General features: G+C 71.3%; 20 protein-coding genes. 15 read left to right on the top strand and 5 right to left on the bottom strand.

All coding sequences use genetic code 11. The features are described from left to right. Positions 1–113: 113 nt before the first annotated feature. The 4 genes from NFX31_RS13415 (at position 114) to NFX31_RS13400 (ending at position 4299) form a co-directional block, all read left to right on the top strand. Positions 114–743: a hypothetical protein gene (locus tag NFX31_RS13415; RefSeq protein ID WP_052674216.1), complete on the top strand. Its 630-nt coding sequence runs from the start codon at positions 114–116 to the stop codon at positions 741–743. Between the two features lie 221 nt (positions 744–964). Then, positions 965–1609: a hypothetical protein gene (locus NFX31_RS13410; RefSeq protein ID WP_045249804.1), complete on the top strand. Its 645-nt coding sequence runs from the start codon at positions 965–967 to the stop codon at positions 1607–1609. Positions 1610–1735: 126 nt separating this feature from the next. After that, positions 1736–3214, top strand: a complete 1479-nt coding sequence (locus NFX31_RS13405; protein ID WP_262955950.1) for a tyrosine-protein kinase domain-containing protein — start codon at positions 1736–1738, stop codon at positions 3212–3214. Further along, a complete protein-coding gene (locus NFX31_RS13400; protein WP_052674308.1) occupies positions 3214–4299 on the top strand; it encodes a PqqD family peptide modification chaperone in 1086 nt (361 codons plus the stop codon). Before NFX31_RS13405 ends, NFX31_RS13400 begins: the two co-directional genes overlap by 1 nt. A gap of 28 nt (positions 4300–4327) precedes the next feature. Here the strand turns inward: NFX31_RS13400 and NFX31_RS13395 are convergent, their stop codons facing one another. Further along, positions 4328–5167, bottom strand: a complete 840-nt coding sequence (locus tag NFX31_RS13395; RefSeq protein WP_052674307.1) for an AraC family transcriptional regulator — start codon at positions 5165–5167, stop codon at positions 4328–4330. Positions 5168–5416: 249 nt separating this feature from the next. On the opposite strand from NFX31_RS13395, the gene NFX31_RS13390 reads away from it, so the two are divergent. Beyond that, complete coding sequence (locus NFX31_RS13390) at positions 5417–6202, top strand: hypothetical protein (RefSeq protein WP_045250586.1); 786 nt, start codon at positions 5417–5419, stop codon at positions 6200–6202. Between the two features lie 63 nt (positions 6203–6265). On the opposite strand, the gene NFX31_RS13385 is transcribed toward NFX31_RS13390, so the two are convergent. Both NFX31_RS13385 and NFX31_RS13380 read right to left on the bottom strand, forming a co-directional pair. Then, a complete protein-coding gene (locus tag NFX31_RS13385) occupies positions 6266–7111 on the bottom strand; it encodes an arsenate reductase/protein-tyrosine-phosphatase family protein (RefSeq protein WP_276553864.1) in 846 nt (281 codons plus the stop codon). A 41-nt stretch (positions 7112–7152) separates the two neighbouring features. After that, positions 7153–8094 carry a Ppx/GppA phosphatase family protein gene (locus NFX31_RS13380; protein WP_045250585.1) on the bottom strand — a complete coding sequence of 314 codons (942 nt, stop codon included), beginning with the start codon at positions 8092–8094 and terminating at the stop codon, positions 7153–7155. Between the two features lie 160 nt (positions 8095–8254). Between NFX31_RS13380 and coaA the strand changes: the two genes are divergently transcribed. From coaA to NFX31_RS13355, 5 genes are all read left to right on the top strand, one after another. Continuing rightward, the gene (gene coaA, locus NFX31_RS13375; RefSeq protein WP_045250584.1) at positions 8255–9220 is read left to right on the top strand and encodes a type I pantothenate kinase; all 966 of its coding nucleotides are present in this window, start codon (positions 8255–8257) and stop codon (positions 9218–9220) included. A gap of 39 nt (positions 9221–9259) precedes the next feature. Next, the gene (locus NFX31_RS13370) at positions 9260–10294 is read left to right on the top strand and encodes a MauE/DoxX family redox-associated membrane protein (protein WP_045250583.1); all 1035 of its coding nucleotides are present in this window, start codon (positions 9260–9262) and stop codon (positions 10292–10294) included. A gap of 121 nt (positions 10295–10415) precedes the next feature. Then, the gene (locus tag NFX31_RS13365; protein ID WP_045250582.1) at positions 10416–11261 is read left to right on the top strand and encodes an AraC family transcriptional regulator; all 846 of its coding nucleotides are present in this window, start codon (positions 10416–10418) and stop codon (positions 11259–11261) included. A 153-nt stretch (positions 11262–11414) separates the two neighbouring features. Next, entirely contained in the window at positions 11415–12005 is a 591-nt protein-coding gene (locus NFX31_RS13360; RefSeq protein WP_262955949.1) for a hypothetical protein, read from the top strand. A 146-nt stretch (positions 12006–12151) separates the two neighbouring features. Beyond that, positions 12152–13051 (top strand): AraC family transcriptional regulator, encoded by a 900-nt coding sequence (locus NFX31_RS13355; RefSeq protein WP_262955948.1) that lies wholly within the window; start codon positions 12152–12154, stop codon positions 13049–13051. Here NFX31_RS13355 and NFX31_RS13350 read toward each other — a convergent pair. Then, positions 13037–13183, bottom strand: coding sequence for a hypothetical protein (locus NFX31_RS13350; RefSeq protein WP_262955947.1), 147 nt, complete (start codon positions 13181–13183; stop codon positions 13037–13039). The genes NFX31_RS13355 and NFX31_RS13350 overlap by 15 nt on opposite strands. Positions 13184–13330: 147 nt before the next feature. On the opposite strand from NFX31_RS13350, the gene glmS reads away from it, so the two are divergent. The 5 genes from glmS (at position 13331) to NFX31_RS13325 (ending at position 18183) form a co-directional block, all read left to right on the top strand. Further along, a complete protein-coding gene (glmS, locus tag NFX31_RS13345) occupies positions 13331–15181 on the top strand; it encodes a glutamine--fructose-6-phosphate transaminase (isomerizing) (protein WP_262955946.1) in 1851 nt (616 codons plus the stop codon). An 88-nt stretch (positions 15182–15269) separates the two neighbouring features. Continuing rightward, positions 15270–15662 (top strand): holo-ACP synthase, encoded by a 393-nt coding sequence (locus NFX31_RS13340; protein ID WP_091479509.1) that lies wholly within the window; start codon positions 15270–15272, stop codon positions 15660–15662. After that, positions 15659–16768 carry an alanine racemase gene (gene alr, locus NFX31_RS13335; RefSeq protein ID WP_262955945.1) on the top strand — a complete coding sequence of 370 codons (1110 nt, stop codon included), beginning with the start codon at positions 15659–15661 and terminating at the stop codon, positions 16766–16768. Before NFX31_RS13340 ends, alr begins: the two co-directional genes overlap by 4 nt. Positions 16769–16818: 50 nt before the next feature. Continuing rightward, a complete protein-coding gene (gene tsaE / locus NFX31_RS13330; protein WP_175491286.1) occupies positions 16819–17250 on the top strand; it encodes a tRNA (adenosine(37)-N6)-threonylcarbamoyltransferase complex ATPase subunit type 1 TsaE in 432 nt (143 codons plus the stop codon). 63 nt (positions 17251–17313) lie between these two features. Further along, positions 17314–18183 carry a response regulator transcription factor gene (locus NFX31_RS13325; RefSeq protein WP_091479644.1) on the top strand — a complete coding sequence of 290 codons (870 nt, stop codon included), beginning with the start codon at positions 17314–17316 and terminating at the stop codon, positions 18181–18183. A gap of 341 nt (positions 18184–18524) precedes the next feature. Here the strand turns inward: NFX31_RS13325 and NFX31_RS13320 are convergent, their stop codons facing one another. Then, a complete protein-coding gene (locus NFX31_RS13320; RefSeq protein WP_045250604.1) occupies positions 18525–19703 on the bottom strand; it encodes a glycoside hydrolase family 18 protein in 1179 nt (392 codons plus the stop codon). Positions 19704–19795 lie beyond the last annotated feature (92 nt).

The following is a 19795-nucleotide window of genomic DNA, read 5'->3' as shown; positions in this document are numbered from 1 at the left end:
GTGCGCGCCGCGACGATGGCTGCTGAACGTGCCCAGATGTCCCCCATCTGCAGCAGGGCGCGGAGGGCGACGTACCCGCGTCGATATCGGAAACACCGGAGGAGCAGCAACACATGACGGAGAACAAGAACATCCAGCGCCGCGCAGTGCTGAAGGGCGCCGCATGGTCGGTGCCGGTCGTGGCGGCAGCGGTGGCTACCCCGCTCGCTGCGGCGTCGACGGCGAACGCGAGCATCGCCTGGAACGGCAGCAGCACCTCGCTCCTGACCCTGGCCCTCCTTGACGGCGGCGGGACCCTGACGGCTCAGGTCCTCATCACCGTGCCGACCCAGTACACGGTCACGAACGGCACAGGCCCGCTGACGGGGGCGGCGACGGTGACCATCGCCGTCGGCCGTCCGGCCGGGATCAACATCCCCGTGGGACAGGCGCGTGGATTCGGCGTCGCCTCGGTCGACGGCATCAACACCACGGCCGGCGAGCGCACCACGACCTACCAGACCGCCCCGATCGTCGGCAGCTTCGGATTCCCCGCGACCAGCTGGACCGGCACGCGTACGGTGACCGTCGCGTCCAACGGCACGCTCAATGTCCCGGTCGTCTTCGGTCTCGCCGGGGTGAGCACGGGCGTGGCGATCAGCGCGCTCGCGACGTTCCCCGTCACCCTGACCGTGGTCCTGAACGGCCGCACCTTCACCAGCTCGACCTCGATCAGCGTCCCGGTCGGCGCCGGCATCCTCTGACGCCACCCTTTCGAGAAGGCCGCCTCTGCCGAGGCGGCCTTCTTCGTGTTCGACCGGATTGACAACGTCGATTCGACGACGCGTTTCCACGTTCTGACGACGTCAATCTGCGGGCGGCCTGAGGGGCTGGCCAGTGTCGAGATGTGGGTCCCGATGCGGTGCGTGAACGGCAACCGGCAGATCGGTCCGCTCTGAATCTACTCGTCACTTCTGGGGGCCGCATGTCCGAGATCGAAACCACCAAGCAGGTCGCGCGCCGCACCGTTCTGAAGGGTGCTGCCTGGTCCGTTCCCGTGGTCGCGGCGGCTGCCGCGACACCGTTGGCTTCTGCGTCGGTCCCCGCCTGCCCGACATGCATCAAGGCGGGCCTGCCGATCGTCGGAGGCCTCATCGCCGGCGCTTGGACGTCCGTGGCGCTTGTGGCAGGAAATAAGGCGACCCTTGCCTTCCCCAACGTCTTCGGACTCGACGCGACCGCGTGCGGCATCAGCTGGACCAACATCTTCCAGCCCGCCTTCACCTACGTCGTACTGAGCGCCACCCTGACGATGTCGGACAACAACACTTACACCTCCGCTGTCGGTCTGGGCGCGGGGGCCGGCAACATCTCGACCGTGGGACTGTTCCCCGGCGCCTTCATCTTCACGAACGTGGCACTCCCGAACGGTGGTTCGGCCATCGGTATCCCGCCGTACGCGCCGGTCCCGAAGACCCTGACCGTCACGGTGAAGACGACGCTTCAGTACGGGTTGGGTCTGAGCGTCGAGTGCCCGATGACTCTCGTCTGGAACCTCCACGGCGTGGCGACCGGCTTCGTGCTCGGCGGTATCGGAACGCTGAACTTCAGCGGAACCGCCACCGCCTGAGTCCGCTCTCGGCGAGTCGACAGCCGTCGTCTCCTTGTCGCGCCTGGGAATGCGCTTCCGGTACCATCGAAAGGCCGTTGACTTATCGCCCTCGCAGGGTGAGCGGAGCGAGGGGGATCAGCCTGTATGGATCTGCGTGAGTATTTGCGGGTCTTCCGCGCGCACTGGCTCGGGATGGTCCTCATCACGCTCCTCGGCGTCGCCGTCGCGTTCGGATGGACGCTGCTGCAGCCCAAGGTCTACACGGCCGACGCCTCCGCGATCGTGCAGGCGAACACGTCGGGCGACACCGGCGACAGCAGCCTGAGTTCTGCGATGCTCGGCAACTCGCTGACCTCGGGGCGCGTCAAGACCTATGTCGCGCTGGGGCAGTCGCGCGCCGTCGCCGAGGGCGTGATCACGGAATTGAACCTGGACGTCAGCGCCGACCAGCTCGTGAAGCAGGTCAGCGTCGCCAACACCGTCGACACCACGACGCTCAAGGTCACCGCCGACGCGTCCTCGCCCGAGAAGGCCCGCGACATCGCCGAGGCCTGGGTGCGCTCGATGGGCGCCGAGGTCAACCGCCTGGAGACCACGGACCCGGCGAAGAAGGGTGCGGTGTTTTTGAGTCCGATTGATTCGGCGCGTTTGCCGGATGCGCCGTCGTCGCCGAATACGCGGTTGGCGTTGGCGTTGGGGGCGTTGGTGGGTTTGGCGGTCGCGGTGGGGTATGGCCTGTTGCGGTACACGTTGGATCGTCGGATTCGTTCGGTGGAGCAGGTGGAGCGGGAGACGGGTAAGCCTGTGGTGGGCACGATCCCGGAGGAGAAGTCGTTCACGGCGGATAACCGGTTGTTGCCGTTTGATGGGGGCACGAGTCGGGGTAGTGAGGGTGCGCATCTGTTCGGTATCGGTGAGGCGATGCGGGAGTTGCGGACGAATCTGCAGTACATGGATGTGGATAATCCGCCGCGGATCATTGTGGTGACGAGTCCGTTGCCGGGTGATGGGAAGTCGACGATTTCGTCGAATCTGGCGGTGACGTTGGCGTCGAGTGGGCAGCCGGTGGTGTTGATCGATGGGGATCTGCGGCGTCCGATGGTGGATACGGTGTTCGGTTTGCCGAAGGGTGCGGGGATCTCGGATGTGCTTGCGGGGCGGGCGACGATCGCGGAGGTGGCGCAGCGGTTCGGTAATGGGCAGTTGTTGGTGGTGACGGCGGGGAAGGTGCCGCCGAATCCGAGTGAGGTGTTGGGGTCGGCGCGGATGCGGGAGTTGTTGAAGTCGATCGCGCGGGAGGCGATCGTGATCATCGATGCGCCGCCGTTGATTCCGGTGACGGACGCGGCCGTGCTCGCCCACAGCGCCGACGGCGCGATCATTGTCGGCACGGTGGGGAAGACGACGTTCGAGGTGTTGGGGAAGGCGATCGGGAATCTGGAGCGTGCGGGGGCGCGTGCTTTGGGTTTGGTGTTGAACAAGGTTCCGCGTCGGGGTAGTGGTGCTGCGTATTACGGGTATCAGTACCACGGGGATTATTACCGCAGTGACGAGCAGGAGCTGCCGTCCGGCACCGTACACGGAGACGGCCCGCGCCGGCGAGGGGAGTCGGAGGCGGCGTGATGGCCTCCGAGGCGTCCGCACCGGAGGGGACCCGGTACGCTCCGCTCGATGTCAGCGCGCTCGGCGTGCGGATCCGCCTGACGTTCGCCGACGGCGTCCCCGGTGACGTCGTCGACGCGATCCGCGCCTCCTGGGCCGGAGCCCGGGTTCCGTACGACCCCGCGATCGAACCCGGCGCCGACGTGCCCGTCGCGGCCGGGCTGGAGGGCGACGCCCTCGCCGAATCGCTCACGGTGCAGGTCACGCTGGCCGCGCTGAACGCGCGCAGCGGCGAGCTGCTCATGTTCCACGCCTGCGGTGTGTCGGACCCGGAGGGCCGGGTCGCCGCGTTCGTCGGGCCTTCCGGGCGCGGCAAGACGACGCTCAGCCGCGCGCTGGGCGCCGTGCACGGGTACATCTCCGACGAGACGATCGCGGTCGACACCGCACGCACGGTGCTGCCGTACCGCAAACCCCTCTCGATGGTGCGGGAGGGGCGCCCCAAGGAGCAGGTCTCGCCGGACGCCGCCGGCCTGCAGCCGGTGCCGGACGCCCCGCTGGCGCTCACCGCCCTCGTGCTGATCACCCGCGACGCCGCGCAGCCGGAGCCGCGCATCGAGCAGGTGACGTTCCCCGATGCGATCGCCGAGCTGGCGCCGCAGATGAGCTATCTCGCCGAGCTGCCGACACCGCTGCAGACGGTCGCCGCCCTCTGCGATCGGATCGGCGGCGTCGTGCGCCTGACCTACCCCGACGCCGCCACCGTCGCGCCGATCGTCCCGCAGCTGCTCGACCACGCCCGCGTGCACGGCGAGTGGGAGCCCGCACTGGTCACGGAGGAGAACCCCGAGTTCGACCTTTCCGAGGTGACCGATGCGATCCGCTGCGGCGATCACGTCGTCGTGCTCGCCCAGCGCTGGGTGCACGTGCTCGACGGGATCGCGCCGGTCATCTGGGATGCCCTGCGCGCCGGCCGTTCGACGGCCGGCATCATCGACGACGTCGTCGCCGAGTTCGGCGCGCCGCAGCACGGGGATCCGCGAGAGCTGGTCGAGGCGGCACTGGCGGAGCTCATCCAGGCCGGGGTGGTGCGCCGACGCGTCTGACCGGCGGGATGCCCCCGGGCCGCACCCGTCAGCGGGAGGGCCGGATCCTCGTCGGCGACGGCAGGCCCTCGGCCCGCAGCGCGCGGCGCAGCTGCAGGCCGCTCGTGAACCCGGAGTGGGCGGCGATCTCCTCGATCGTGAGCACCTCGTAGTCGGGGTTGCGCAGCAGCGACTCGGCGAGCTCGACCCGCAGGCGCCGCAGCGCATCTCCCGGCGTGGTGCCCAGCTTCGCGAAGGCCCGCTGCAGGTGGCGGAGCGACACATGCAGCTCGCTGGCGAGCTCGGCGATCGTGAACTGCGGATCTTCCCGGTGCAGCAACATCGTGGAACGCGCGCGCTCCGCCAACGGCGCCTGCCCGCGCTCGGGGAGATCCCCGGCGAACACCTCGAGCAGGGCGCCGAAGACCATCTCCGCGAGCAGGCGCTCGATCGCGTACCGCGAGATGGACGTCGAGTCCTCGGTGTTGCGCGCGATCGCGAGCGTGAAGGCGCGGAACGCCTGCACCATCGGAGTGGGATGCAGCGTCAGCGGGCGCAGCGGGGCGTCGTGGATGAGCTCCCGGAGGGTCTCGAGCGGGACCCACACGGCGATCACCTCGCTGGAGCGGCTCCATTCGATGCTCTCGACGGCGTGAGGCGGCACGAACCGCGCGACCGGGAGCGGGGTACCGTCCGCGCCTTCACCGGTAGCGAACAGCACGGCGGCGTGGGGCTCGTCGGCCACTTCGCGCCAGGTCCAGTGCTGCTGTTGCGGCCGGTGCACCGTGACCAGGATCGAGCGGAACGCGCGCGCGCTGACGAGGCCGGAATGGTGCGAGCTGAGACCGAGGTGAGTCTCCAGCAAGCGCGTGGTCGAAAGGGATGACACGGGGGTGGGAGGTCCTTTCGGACGTGGACAGCCGACATAGTACCGCCCCCTGCAGACCAGTATGACGGGTCTTGACAGCGGCGACGAAACCGAGCCGCGGGTGTCGGGGAGGGCCGGCATCGGCAGGCACCGGCCAAGGGGCGAAGAACCTTGCGTCGCGCCGTCACTTTTCGAGGGCGGGCCACTCCTTTCTGTCCAGAGGCGGTGGCACCCCGGCCGCCGCAGATCGGGGAGAAGAGGATGGACAGAATGGAAGAACTCGACGTCGAGCGCGGCCGGTCGAGAGAGCTGACGCGACGAACGGTCGTCAAGAGCGCGGCGTGGTCGGTTCCCGTCCTGGCGGCAGTGGCGGCGACGCCGATGTCCGCCGCGTCGGCGGCGTGCACGAAGCACCTCAGCACGGAGACGGCGGCCTATGTGCGCGCCGGGGCCACGGCGTCGCAGTTCACCTGGACCGATCCCTTCGGCGATGGGAAGGATCTCACCCTGACGCTCAGCGCCGTGCACACGGGTGTCGCGCAGATGGCCATCAACACGGCGAACAACCTCGTTCAGGACGTCGACATGCACGGCGGCGAGGCGAAGCCGAGCGTGCACCTGGCCCTCGACACCCTCGGTCTCGTCAACAACGGCGGCGGCGAGACGGTGACCTTCACGTTCGCGCTGGGCGGCGCCGCCACGACCGTGCAGAACCTGGCCTACACGATCAAGGACATCGACGGGTTCATGGCGCTCGACGGCAACGGCGGCGCCGAGCGTGTCTCGGTGTCGGCCGGCACGGGCAGCTACAATCCCACGTGGCTGCAGGGGAGCGGGATCCCGTCCAACCGCTGGCGCCTGTCGACCAGCGCGCCGAACGTCGAGGTCGATGCCGCCAGCAGCGCGGGCAACGTCAACGTCACCGCGGCATCGGTCAGCGCGTTCTCGCTCGACTTCATCGTGAACAACTCGGGGCGCGCGGCGAACGACCGACCGCCGCAGAACATCTGGGTCGGGCCGTTCACGTTCGACGTGTCGGGCATCTGCATGCCGTAGCCGTTCAGGGGGTCGGCCTGCACGTCCGCGAGAACGGGCGGCAGGCCGATTCCGCCTGCGGTGTCAGAGGGCCGCGCGGATCACGCGCTCGACCTCGACGAGTGCCGGGGTGAGCTGCGCGGCGGACTCCTCGTAGACCGCCGTCGAGCGCCGGTAGGGGTCGATCACGTCCTCGCCCTTCGGTGCCGATCCGCCTCGACGGCCGGCGACGGCCTCGACGACCGCCACCAGGCGCTCGCGGGGGTCGTCGCCCGCCGCGTCGGCGATGACACGCAGCTGCGTGTCGTCGAGATCCTGCGCGAGTCGCGCGAACTCCCGCACGGGAAAGACGCGGTGCAGCCGGCGCGGCAGCAGCTGCACGGCGTAGTCGCGCTGCTCCGTGGTCATGGTGAGGACGAGGTCGGCGTCGTCGAGCAGCGGCTCGGTGAGGAGCCGGGCCCGGTGGGCGTCGGCGACGGCAGGATCCACGCCGCGGTCGCGGGCGAGCTGCTGCGCGGGCTCGGTCATCGCATGGCCGACGAGCGCGTGGGTGCCGGCGCTGTGCACGCGGACGTCGAGGTCGGCGAGGTGCGCGCGGAGCAGCGACTCGGCGAGCGGCGAACGGCAGATGTTGCCCGTGCACACCGTCAGCACCGTGGGCTGGGCCGAGACGGCCCGCACGGTGTCGGCGAACATGCCGGCGAGGGAGCCGAAGGAGGCACCGCCGGGAGGCCGGTCCGGCGTCTGCGGGTCCGAGGGGCGGGGTGCGTCCTGCGGTGCCGCCGCCGCATCCGGCTCCTGCCGCTCGTCGAGATGCGCCCCTGACGCCTCGGCGACGGCCGCGGCCTCGCGGCGCTGTCGCAGCTCTCGTCGGGTGAGCGGCATCGGCGACTCGCCGCGCGGTGACCCCAGATCCCTCGCGTCGTTCATGACACCAGGGTAGGGGATGCGGGCGCGGGAGAGCCGCTGTCTCAGCGGTCGTCGTCGTGCGCCCGGTCCTCGATGTAGCGCAGGAGCACGCCTTCGCGCAGAGCCCACGGCGACACCTCGAGCTCGTCCACCTTCATCGCCGTCATCGCGGCGTGCAGCACCACCGCGGCCGCCACGATCTGGAACGTGCGGTCGGGCGTGATCCCGGGCAGCTCCTGCCGCGCCGACGCGGGCAGGCGGGCGAGCCGGGGGATCCAGGATCCGAGTGACGCACGGGGCAGCAGCATCCGCTCGGATCCCGACCAGCCCGGCGCCGGGTAGCCCACGAGACGGGCGAGCGAGCGGATCGCCTTGGAGGAGCCGACCACGTGATCGGGGCGGGGGAGCGCGGAGAGCCGTTCCGCGACCGGTGCGAGCACGTCGGCGGCGTGTGCACGCAGCCTCTCGACCGCTTCCTCGCCGGGCGGGTCGTCGGGCAGGAACATCACCGTCGAGCGGCCGGCTCCCAGCGGCACCGAGGCGGCGACGTCGGGAAGCTCCTCCGAGCCCGCCGCCACCTCCAGCGATCCGCCGCCGATGTCGAACAGCAGGATCTGCCCGGCCGCCCAGCCGAACCAGCGCCGGACGGCGAGGAACGTGAGCCGGGCCTCGGTCTCTCCGTCGAGCACCTGCAGGGGCTGGCCCAGCGCGGCCTCGACCCGGGCGATCACGTCGGCGCCGTTCGCCGCCTCGCGCACCGCGCTGGTCGCCGTGGCGAGGAGGGCGTCGACCTTCTCGTGCTCGGCGAGGGCGCGCGCCTGGGCGACGGCCGAGAGCAGCGCCTGCACCCCCTCCTCGCTGATGGCGCCGGACGGGGTGAGGAACCGCATTAGCCGCAGCACCGTGCGGTCGCTCGTGGTCGCGAGCGGCCGTCCGCCGGGATGCACGTCGGCCGCGAGCAGGTGGACGGTGTTGGATCCGATGTCGAGCACTCCGAGACGCACGGGGGAAGACTACTCGGCGGAGGTGACGTGCACGCGAGCGTCTCATCTCCGCTCGCTGGTCGCCGTTGCGGCTTCGAGCGCGGGAGAACCGCAAACGGCGACCAGCGAAGGGGCGTCCGGCACGGCAGCGGCACCGGACGGCGGTCGGCGCGCCGATACGATGGAGCGCGTGAGCTCCGATCCCCTCGCGCCGCAGACGCTGCCGTCGCTGTCTCCGTATCGCCGCATCGACCGCGCCGACTGGGCGCGCCTCGCCGCCGATCTCGACCAGCCGCTCAGCGAGACCGAGGTCGTGGAGATCCGCGGCATCGGCGACCGCCTCGACCTCACCGAGGTCAAAGAGGTCTACCTGCCGCTGAGCCGGCTGCTGAGCCTGTACGCGACGTCGACCAAGCGCCTCGGCGAGGCCACGAACCAGTTCCTCGGCGAGGCCGACGACACGACCCCGTTCGTCGTGGGCGTGGCCGGATCCGTCGCGGTCGGAAAGTCGACGATCGCGCGTCTGCTGCGGGAGCTGATGAGCCGCTGGCCCGGCACCCCCCGCGTCGAGCTCGTCACGACCGACGGGTTCCTCTACCCGAACGCCGAGCTCGAGCGCCGCGGCATCATGGATCGCAAAGGCTTCCCGGAGTCCTACGACCGGCGGGCCCTGATCGAGTTCCTCACGAAGGTCAAGAGCGGTGCGGACGAGGTGCGTGCGCCGTTCTACTCGCACATCCGCTACGACATCGTGCCCGACGCCCATGTGGTCGTGCGCCGCCCCGACGTCGTGATCGTGGAGGGGCTGAACGTGCTGCAGCCGCCGCCGGCGCCCAACGATGTGGCGGTGAGCGACCTCTTCGACTTCTCGATCTACGTCGACGCGGAACTCGACCACATCGCGCAGTGGTACGTGGACCGGTTCCTCGCGCTCCGGCAGGGCGCGTTCACCAATCCGTCGTCCTACTTCAACGTGTTCGCGCACCTCACCGACGAGGAGGCGGTCACCACGGCGATGGGCTACTGGAACGAGATCAACATGCCCAACCTCATCGAGAACGTGATGCCGACCAGGCACCGGGCGACGCTGGTGCTGAACAAGGGCGCCTCGCACGCGGTCGAATCGGTGCTCCTGCGCAAGCTCTGACCGGACCCCGGCCGCTCCCGCTCCTGGGATACTGGCCGGATGGGGACTGCTCTGATCGAGTTTCTGCTGCCGGCGGCGGCGCTGACATCCACGCTCATCCTGGTGGGCGTGCTGGTCGTGAGCGGGGTCGCGAAACTGCGCACGCCCGACGACGCCGAGGGGTGGGAGGCGCTGGGGCTTCCCGCCGCACTGCGCAAGGACTGGCTGATCCGGCTGCACCCCGTCGCCGAGCTCGTGCTCGCGGCCGCCCTGTTGCTGCTCGGGGGTCTGCTGGGCGTCGCCGCGGCCGTCGTCGCGGTGCTGCTGTTCGCTGCCTATCTGGTCATGGTGTGGCGCGCGCGGCGGAAGACGCCCGACGCGTCGTGCGCCTGCTTCGGTGAACGGCAGCCGATCACCGGCCGCACGCTCGTGCGCAACGGCTGGCTGACGCTGCTGGCCGTGATCTCCGCACTCACGATCGGCGCCCTTCCTCTGTTCGGGGGTACGGTCGTGCTCGCGATCGCGTTCTGGCCGTGGACGCTCGCGCTCGCGGCGGTCGCCGTCACCTTCGTCCTGGTGCAGGAGAAGGCGGGGGAGTCCGCACCCGCAGCGCACGTCGCGGGCGGATCCGGTGCGGGTCCGGCCGATGACGCAGAGCTCGAGGACTACCTGCGCGCCCGGATTCCCGCGGTTCCGGTGACGCTCGCGGACGGGAGCACCGTGACGCTGCGTCAGCTCGCCGAGACGAAGCCCGTGCTGCTGCTCGCCGTCTCGGAGACCTGCGGATCCTGCACGCCCGTGATCGAGAGGATCGACGCGTACCGGGCGCTGCTGCCCGAGGTGTCGGTGCGCTTCCTGCTGCAGAGCGCGCCCGAGGACAGTCGCCTCGCCTCAGCCGAGGAACCGCAGACCGTGCACGATCCGCTGCGCTATGTCGGGCCATCGCTCGCGGACCACTGGTTCACGCCGACCGCCGTGCTCCTCGGCGCCGACGGAATGCTCGCCGGCGGTCCGGTGACGGGCGCCTCGGCGATCGCGGAGTTCGTCGACGACGTCTACGAGAGCCTGCACGGGGAGCGGCCGCCCGCGCGCTGACGCACGCGGTGCTGAACGAACGCCGGGAGACGGCGTCCGTGATACCAGTATTCTGGATCCGCCCGGACGAGTCGGAGCGATGGGGAAATCGCACTCCCGGGTGGACATGGGGATGTCTGGGATGGGGAAGAGTATCGATTCCCGTGCTGCTCTGGGGCGGCTGGGGACGGAGCAAGAGCACCCGCTCGCACTGCTCCGCTGCGCCGGCGCGCTGATCAGCCGGCATCGCGTGGATCCCGCGCGGCCGTGGCGCTGGGAGGCGCAGGAGCGGCGCGGCGACGAGCTGCTCGTGCTGTGCTTCGCCGACGTACCGCTGCGCGTGCGCGTCGGGGAGGACCGGGGGATGGTCGTCCCCGCCGGATCCGTCTGCCTGCTGCATCCGGATCAGGCCGTCGAGATGATCGCGGCACGGCCCGGATCCGTCACCTGTGCGTGGGTGCGTCACGACGCCGTGGCCGAAGCCGCCGGCGCCGCCGCCGGCTCGGGGCAGGTGCTGCCCGACGGCGCGATCGCCCGGAGTCTGCACGCGTTCCTGCTGGGCATGCTCGCGGACGCATCCGGCGTCGACGAGGGCCCGCTCGCCGAGAGGCTGATCGTGGGCGCCATCCGCGGAGTGCTCGCCGATGTCGACCCGGGGGAGCGCCGAGCGCGCGCGATCGACCGTGCCCGGGAGATCGTGCGGTCGCGGCGCACGGATCCGGCGTTCGGCGTGGACTCCCTCGCGCAGGCGCTGCACCTCTCGCGCCGCCAGCTCCAGCGTCTGTTCGCCCGCGAGGGCACCACGCCCCTGGCGGAGCTGCGGGGTCAGCGCGTCGACCACGCGCGCCGGCTCATCGACGCCGGCGCCGAGGGGCTGGACGAGGTCGCCGAGCGCGCCGGCTTCCGTGACGTCGCCGGGATGCGTCGTGCGTTCCTCAGTCAGGGACTGCCGACGCCGCGGCGCCTGCAGGCGCGCACCGCGATCTGACCCGCGCGCGACACGATCGCGCCCTCCTTCGTGAATTTCGCGACACCCTGACGGCTCCTTCGCGCCGTCCTTCGGCAGAGTCGGGATCTTGCGCGCCGGGCAGGGGGAGCCCGGCGCGGAGAGCGACAGCGACCGATTTCCGGGGAGGCATGCATGTCCGGGAACAGCAACAACAGCACTGCGCAGGCGGGGGAGCAGCGTGGTCTCTCCCGCCGCACCGTGGTGCGCGGGGCGGCGTGGAGCCTGCCGGTGATCGCGATGGCCGTGGCGGCGCCGCTGGCGAGCGCCTCCACCACCGGCGTTCCGGGCGGCGGCGCGAGCACGCCGGGGACCGGGGGCCGGACGCCGCTCGTCCCGTCGTATCAGGCGGGGTCGTTCTGCAAGCATCCCGGGAACCCGAAGTACTACCACGGCACGTTCTCGTTCGAGAACACGACGGCGGCGCCCCTCACGATCGTGCTCGGGAGCTTCCTCGTCAACGGACAGGCAAGGGAGGCGAAGTTCTCGGCGGGCGGCCGGCTGACATCGTCGTACACGGTGCCCCCGAAGAAGAACATCGCCCTCTACGTCGACGCGGGGCTCTTCGCCGACTCGGCCAACGGCACGGCGACGCTCTCGTTCGCCTACTCCGATGCCGGCGTCGCGCGCACCGGCTCGGTGACGGCGCCCCTGGGAAAGCTGCCGCCGTGCGCGGGCGACGTGAAGGGCACTCCGGCGCACGCCCACTCCGGACCGGTCATCTAGCCGATCCCGAGGTTCCCCTGCCCCCGCAGTGCGGCGTGTCGCGAAACCGATGGTTCGCATGACGTGTTTTGGCGCGTACAATGACGCTCACGCGGGCGCTTGCGACTGGGGAGTCGCACCCGCGAGACCTACGGGGAGGTCGCGATATGGGGATCGCAATCGACGTCGGCGCGGTGATGCGCCAGCTCGGATCGGGGCGCCAGAATCCGCTCGTGGCGCGACGCTACCGAGGCGTCTTGGCCACTCAGCACGCACTCGAGAAGGGGGCGGAGTGGCATTGGGCGGCCCAGGCCGGCGAGAGCGACGCCATCGCCGGGATCCTCATCGCGACCGGCCCGCTCCGGGTCCTCGGGGGCGAGGGTGTGGCGGTGGAGGCGCCGGCGGCAACGCTGTGCTTTCTGCACCCGCACCGCACCGTCACCGTGACCGCCGTCGCAGCCGGGAGCGTCATGTGCGCGTGGGTGCCCTGGGGCGCGCTGGCCGAGATCGAGTCCGGTGTGCGTGCGCCGAGGGAGGTGATTCCGCCGAGCACGCTCGGCCGTGGCCTGCATGCGTTCCTGAGCTCGTTGCTGACCCAGCATTCGGATCCGACGGTGTACACCGACTACCTCGTGGAGCGGCTGATCGCCGAGATGGTGTTCAGCGTGCTCGTGGAAGCGGCGCCGCGGGGGATCGTCGAGGGACGCAAGGCGTCCGGCATCGATCGGGCCCGCTCGCTCATGCTCGTCCGCCGTGGTGAGCGCGACTTCGATGTCACGGGCCTTGCCCGTGACATGCATCTGTCGGTGCGTCAGCTGCAGCGGATGTTCGCCGCCGAGGGCAGCTCGCCGGCGGATGAGCTCCGCCGAGCGCGCGTCGAGCTGGCGCGTGAACTCATGAGCGACACGGACTATGCGCCGCTCGGCCTCGCGGAGATCGCCGAGCACGCGGGCTTCGCAGACGCGGCCGGGATGCGCCGCGCGTTCGCTCTGTCCGGGCTGCCGTCACCTCGTGTCGTGCGCCGGACCGCGCGCCCGGGAGGCGCCTCGGCTCTAGCGATGCAGTAACGCGAAGGTCGCAATCCCGGTGACGATGACGCCGAACGCGATCATCGCCCATACGGGTGCGCCGGAGAGCTCCTTGAGCAGCCAGGGCGTGCGGTATTCGCGGTCGACGCTACGACGATTCCTGCGGCTCATGCGTGCGGCCCCAAACCGTCGACGCAGAGCACCTTCTCGGTCCCCATTGCGTCAGGGTAGGCCCGCGAACTTCGGTGCGAGCTGGGACAGGGCCGGCGTCTGATTTCGTTCGGAACCTGCGCAAAACTCCCGCCGTACCCTGAAACCATGTGTGGAATCGTCGGATACGTGGGGCCGCGCCCCAGCCAGGACATCCTGCTCGCCGGGCTCGCCCGCCTGGAGTACCGAGGGTACGACTCGGCCGGCATCGCGGTCATCGATGACAACGGATCCCTCGGGATGCGCAAGAAGGCCGGCAAGCTGCAGGTGCTGCGGGACTCCCTGGAAGACGCCGCGCTGCCGGACGGCACGACCGGCATCGGGCACACCCGCTGGGCCACGCACGGCGGGCCCACCGACGCGAACGCGCACCCGCACCTCGCGGACGACGACCGGCTCGCGCTGATCCACAACGGCATCATCGAGAACTTCGCCGTGCTCAAGGCGGAGCTCGAGGCCGACGGCGTCGGCTTCCGCAGCGAGACCGACACCGAGGTGGCGGCCGCGCTCATCGGGCGCGAGTACCGTCGCACCGGCGACCTGCAGGAGGCGTTCCGCGCCGTCGTCAACCGCCTCGAGGGCGCCTTCACCCTGCTGGCGGTGCACAAGGACGAGCCGGGTCTGGTCGTGGCCGCCCGCCGCAACTCGCCTCTGGTCATCGGCCTGGGCGAGGGGGAGAACTTCCTCGGATCCGATGTCGCCGCGTTCGTCGACCACACGCGCCGTGCGCTCGCGATCGGTCAGGACGAGATCGTCGCGATCACTCCCGCCGCGGTGACCGTGACCGACTTCGCCGGCAACCCGGTCACGCCCGAGCCGTTCGACGTGTCCTGGGATGCGGCGTCCGCCGAGAAGGGCGGCTGGCCGAGCTTCATGGCCAAGGAGGTCGCCGAGGAGCCCGACGCCGTCGCCAACACCATCCGCGGCCGGGTGCAGGACGGCGCGGTCGTCATCCCCGAGCTCGACGGATCCGACGAGCTGTTCCGCGGCATCGACCGCATCATCATCACCGCGTGCGGCACCGCGTCGTACGCGGGCATGGTCGGCAAGTACGCGCTCGAGCAGTGGGCGCGCGTGCCCGTGGACGTCGAGCTCGCGCACGAGTTCCGCTACCGGGATCCGGTGATCGGCGAGAACACGCTCGTCGTCTCGATCAGCCAGTCCGGCGAGACCATGGACACGCTCATGGCGGTCAAGTACGCCCGCGAGCGCGGAGCGCGCACCCTGTCGATCTGCAACACGCAGGGCGCGACCATCCCGCGCGAGTCGGATGCGGTCGTCTACACCCACGCCGGCCCCGAAGTCGCGGTGGCTTCGACCAAGGCGTTCGTCGCGCAGATCACGGCGCTGCTGCTGCTCGGCCTGCATGCGGGACGCGTGCGCGGGACGGTCTCCGCCGCCGACGCCGCCGCCGCGGTCGCGGACCTGGAGGCGCTGCCCGCGAAGATCGCGAAGGTTCTCGCCGACGAGCAGGTGCACGTCACGCAGCTCGCGGGCTGGATGGCGGACACCCGCTCGGTGCTCTTCCTCGGCCGCCACGTCGGCTACCCGATCGCGCTCGAGGGCGCGCTCAAGCTCAAGGAGATCTCCTACATCCACGCCGAGGGCTTCGCCGCGGGCGAGCTGAAGCACGGCCCGATCGCGCTGATCGAGCCCGGTCAGCCCGTGTTCGTGCTCCTGCCGTCGCCGCGCCACTCCGCGCTGCTGCACGCGAAGGTCGTGTCGAACATCCAGGAGATCCGCGCCCGCGGCGCCCGCGTGATCGTCATCGCCGAGGAGGGCGACGCGGCCGTGCTGCCGTTCGCCGACGAGGTCATCCGGATCCCGCTCGCCGGGGCCCTGTTCGAGCCGATCCTCGCGGTGGTGCCGCTGCAGATCTTCGCGATGGCGCTCGCCACGGCGAAGGGTCTCGACGTCGACCAGCCGCGCAACCTCGCCAAGTCCGTCACCGTGGAGTGACCCGGGGCGCACCCGGCAGGTCCACGCGCATCGAGGTGGCCACCGAGCGGGATCCGGACGCGCGGATCCCGCCCGGTAGTCTGAATCGGTGATCATCGGCACCGGCATCGACCTCGTGGACATCCCGCGGTTCGAGCGGACCGTCGCCCGCACGCCCCGGCTGATGCAGCGGCTGTTCGCCCCGTCGGAGCAGACGCTCCGACTGGCGTCCTTGGCTGCGCGGTACGCCGCCAAGGAGGCGCTCATCAAGGCCCTCGGCGGATCCGACGGAGTGCACTGGACCGAGATCGAGATCGCCTCGGAACCCTCCGGCCGGCCCTACTTCCTGCTGAGCGGCAGCACCGCCGAGGCGGTCGCGGAGCGCGGCATCACCACGCTGCACCTCTCGCTCACCCACGACGCGGGTCTGGCCGCCGCGTACGTCGTGGCCGAGGGGGCCGCAGCCACGACGGCGGGGGCCGTCGCGGAGGAGCGCGCATGACCGCGCCGTTCCGCGAGGCGACGATCGACCTCGATGCGATCAGCGACAACACCCGGCACCTGCGCCGGCTCACCGGCGTCGAGGTGATCGGCATCGTGAAGGCGAACGCATACGGGCACGGCGCCGCGGCGGCCGCGGTCGCCGCGCTCGCCGGCGGAGCGACCCGGCTCGGGGTCGCCACGGTGGAGGAAGGGCTGCAGCTGCGGCGCGACGGCGTGAACGCCCCGGTCCTGGCCTGGCTGCACGCGCCGGGGCGCCGGTTCGACGACGCCGCCGAGGCCGGCATCGAGCTGGGCGTCTCGTCGTTCGAGCAGCTGATCGCCGCCTCCGAGGCAGGACGCGGCGCGGATCCGGTCTGCGTGCACCTGAAGTTCGAGACGGGGCTGAGCCGCAACGGCATCGCCCCGGCCGATCGCGGCCGGCTGCTCGCGGAGGCGGCGCGCCTGGAGCGCATCGGGCGGATCCGCATCGTCGGCCTGTTCAGCCACGTCTCCAACACCTCGCCCGAGGACGACCGCGCAGCCCTCGCCGCCTTCGACGCCGCGTGCGCCGAGGCCGAGGCGAACGGGATCCGCCCGGAGCTTCGTCATCTCGCCGCCACCGCTGCGGCGATCGATCTGCCGGAGACCCGCCTCGACGCGGTGCGCATCGGCATCGGCCTGTACGGCGTCAGCCCCTTCGACGACCGCTCGCCGAGCGATCTCGGCCTGCGTCCCGCGATGACCCTGCGCGCGGCGGTGGCCGCCGTGCGGCGGGTGCCGGCGGGCACCGGCGTCTCCTACGGCTACACGCACCGCACGGCGGCGGAGACGACGCTCGCGCTGGTGCCGCTGGGCTACGCGGACGGCGTGCCGCGCCAGGCGTCGGGGCGCGGACCGGTGCAGATCGGAGGCCGGCGCTACTCGGTCGCCGGGCGCATCGCGATGGATCAGTTCCTCGTCGACGTGGGCGATGACCCGGTCGCGGTCGGCGACGAGGTCGTGCTGTTCGGCGACCCGACGCTCGGGGTGCCCTCGGCCAGGGACTGGGCCGACGCGGCCGACACCATCGACTACGAGATCGTGACGCGGATCGGGCCGCGCGTGCCGCGCCGGAGCGTCTCGTGACCGCCCTGGACGAGCTGGCCGGACGGCACGAGATCCGCACGGCGGAGGCGATGGAGGAGCTCGGACGACGGATCGGATCCGACCTCGTCGCGGGCGACGTCCTGATCCTCACCGGGCCCCTGGGCGCGGGCAAGACCACGTTCACCCGCGGGCTGGCCGCAGGGCTCGGCGTGCGAGGCCCCGTGCAGAGTCCCACCTTCGTGATCGCGCGCACGCATCCGTCCCTCATCGGCGGTGCGCCGCTCGTGCACATGGACGCGTACCGGCTCGGATCCGCGGCGGAGCTCGACGATCTCGACGTGGACGTGCCCGGATCCGTGGTGGTGGTGGAGTGGGGACGCGGCATGGCCGAGGAGCTCGCCGACAGCTGGTGGGACATCGAGCTGGAGCGCCCGATCGGGGCGACCTCCGACGACCTCGCCGCGGAGGACCTCGACGCCGACGCGCCCCGCATCGTCACGATCGCCCGCGCCGGCCGCTGAGCGAGATCGGCGTGCCACCGGCATGCCGATATGATGCTCACGACCGGAGCTGCAGGGAAGATCATGACCGAAGACGCCACGAAGACCGCCGTGATCATCGAGGACGATCCGGACGTCCGCTCCTTGCTGGACGAGGTCTTCCGCTCCGCCGGCTTCCGCACGGTGCTGGCGGGCACGGGGCTCGAGGGCGTCGCCGCGGTCGCCGCGAACCGGCCGGTCATCACCACGCTCGACATCAACCTGCCCGGCATCGACGGGTTCGAGGCCGCACGACGGATCCGGGCCGTCAGCGGCACGTTCATCATCATGCTCTCCGCCCTCGGTGAGGAGTCCGACGTGGTGCTCGGTCTCACCTCGGGCGCCGACGAGTATCTGGTGAAGCCGTTCCGTCCGCGTGAGCTCCGGGCGCGGATCGAGGCGCTGCTGCGCCGTCCCCGCAACCCGGAGCCGTCGCCCGCCACGACCGCCGGTGCGACCCCCGCCGCGAGCGACGCGGCGCCCGCGGCGCGCATCCCCTCCGGCGTCGCCCAGGGCGCAGCCGCGCGCAATCCCTCCGTCGCCGCGGCGCATCCGCCGGCGGGCACCGCCGGACGATGGCACGCGCACCGCGACATCAGTCTCGACCTCGACACGCACACCGTGCTGGTGGCGCAGCAGGAGGTGGATCTGACGCCCACCGAGTTCGACCTGCTCGCCACGCTGCTCGAGTCCAAGCGGCGGGTGCGCAGCAAGTCCGACCTCGCGCTGGTGCTGCGCGGAGAGGCGTTCGGATCCGCGTCGTACGTCGGCGATCCCGACAAGCGCGCGATCGAGGCGCACATGGCGAACCTGCGTCGCAAGATCGGCGACAGCACTGCCGTGCCCCGCTACATCGAGACCGTGCGGGGCGTCGGCTACCGTCTCACCGCGCACGACGATGCCGTCGAGGGCTGACGGCCGAGGCTGACCGTCGAGCACTGATCGGACTTCCGGTGCCCTCGGGTGCTCGGAGGGGTGCCGGGTGAAGGTCCGGCACCCCCGTCGGCGACATCCCGAGCATCGCCGGTCCTGGCGCGGGCCCCCGCCCGCGCCTCCCCATGCGGCGCAGATCCCTCGTCCGCGCCCCCCGTCGGGGCGTCGTCCCGAGACGCGCCCCCTGTGCGGTCCCGGGAGCCGGTCCCCTTCGGCTCCCGGGACCACGGCCGGATCGAGTCCCGTCGATTCCGGCGACCGCCTCCGGGCAGGGTCCCGGGGCGGGGCGGCGCCTCCCGAAGGCGCCTCCGCTCCGATCCCGGTTACGGGTCCGGGCTCGGAACGGGAGTCGGGGCCGGAGGCGCCGAGGAGACGGGCGGACTCGGGGTCCCCGAGTCCGCCGCGCCGTTTCCCCACCCGCGTCCCAGCACGTCTGCGAAAGCCTCATCCTGCTGCGGGATGCCGCTGCACGAGCCCGCGGCGGCATCGGCGGCCGGAGCGCCGACCGCGCAGGCACGGTCGCGGTTGGCCGACCACATCGACAGCCGGGCGAGACCGTGCTTCTGGGCGAACGCGTTCACGGTGGCCGCGTCGTCCAGCGCGAACACCGGCCCGTGCTCCGCCGTGCGTCCGATCGTCGGAGTGGCGCCCATGATCGTCCAGGCGTCGTCGGCGGGGAGCGACACGTTCAGATCGTCGTACAGGCGGCCGAGCTGGTCGTGCACGGCCGTGAGCGCCGTGACGGCGTCGGCGCCCGTCGATGCTCCGTGCGCCGAGGCGTCGTCGCCTCCGATGAGCGCATTGACGCCGGAGAGCTCGACCCCCGCCTGGAGCATCTGACGGATGCTGCGCAGGCCGTCCGTGCTGAGCCCGCCGTGCCCCGCGGGGAGCGTGAGCCACACGGCGAGCCGGGCGCCCCGGGCGCGATGGTTCGCCTGCAGCTGTGCGACCGCCTGCGCGCGGCGCTCACCGGCCACGGGATCGTCGAGGCTGCGGGTGCCGAGGTCGAGGTCCATGGTCGTCACGGCGTAGCGGTCGAGCACCGCCGCGTAGGCGCCTGCGAGAGCGCCGACCGAGCCGCAGGATCCGGCCAGCTCGATGTTCCCGGCACCGCCGAACGAGACGGCCACGGGGCGACCGTGCTGTCGCATCCGTGAGATCCGGCCGTCCAGATCCAGGGCCTGCCCCGCCTCCGCGAGGGAGTACGCGCCGCCCCAGCTCGGCAGGCAGGCATCCTGCGACGCCGACGCCACGAACGCGAGCACGACGGCGTCCGCGGCGGTCGTGCTCGCCATAGCCGCCGTCCCGCCTCCCGCGGTGACGTCGACGTAGCCGCCGAACCAGCGCGGCCCGGCCGCGGCGGAGGATCCGGGCGTGTCCTGCAGCAGGAACCACGGCACCGCGACGATCCCGATGGCGACGGTCAGCGCCACGAGCAGGCCGGTCAGCACCGTCCAGCCCCGGCGGGGCCGGTCGGGGCGGGTGGAGGAAGGAGCGGTCATCGCGATTCTCCTTCGGCGGGTGGTGACGGATCCGATGCGGCACGGGAGTGAAAGGTGTGCCGGATCCGCGTTCGGGCCGCGGATCCGGCGAC

The sequence above is a fragment of the Microbacterium azadirachtae genome (genome assembly GCF_025583665.1).
GTDB classification, from domain to species: Bacteria; Actinomycetota; Actinomycetes; order Actinomycetales; family Microbacteriaceae; genus Microbacterium; species Microbacterium azadirachtae.
Note: the sequence above shows the minus strand (reverse complement) of the source record. Positions and strands in the feature narration are given on the sequence as shown.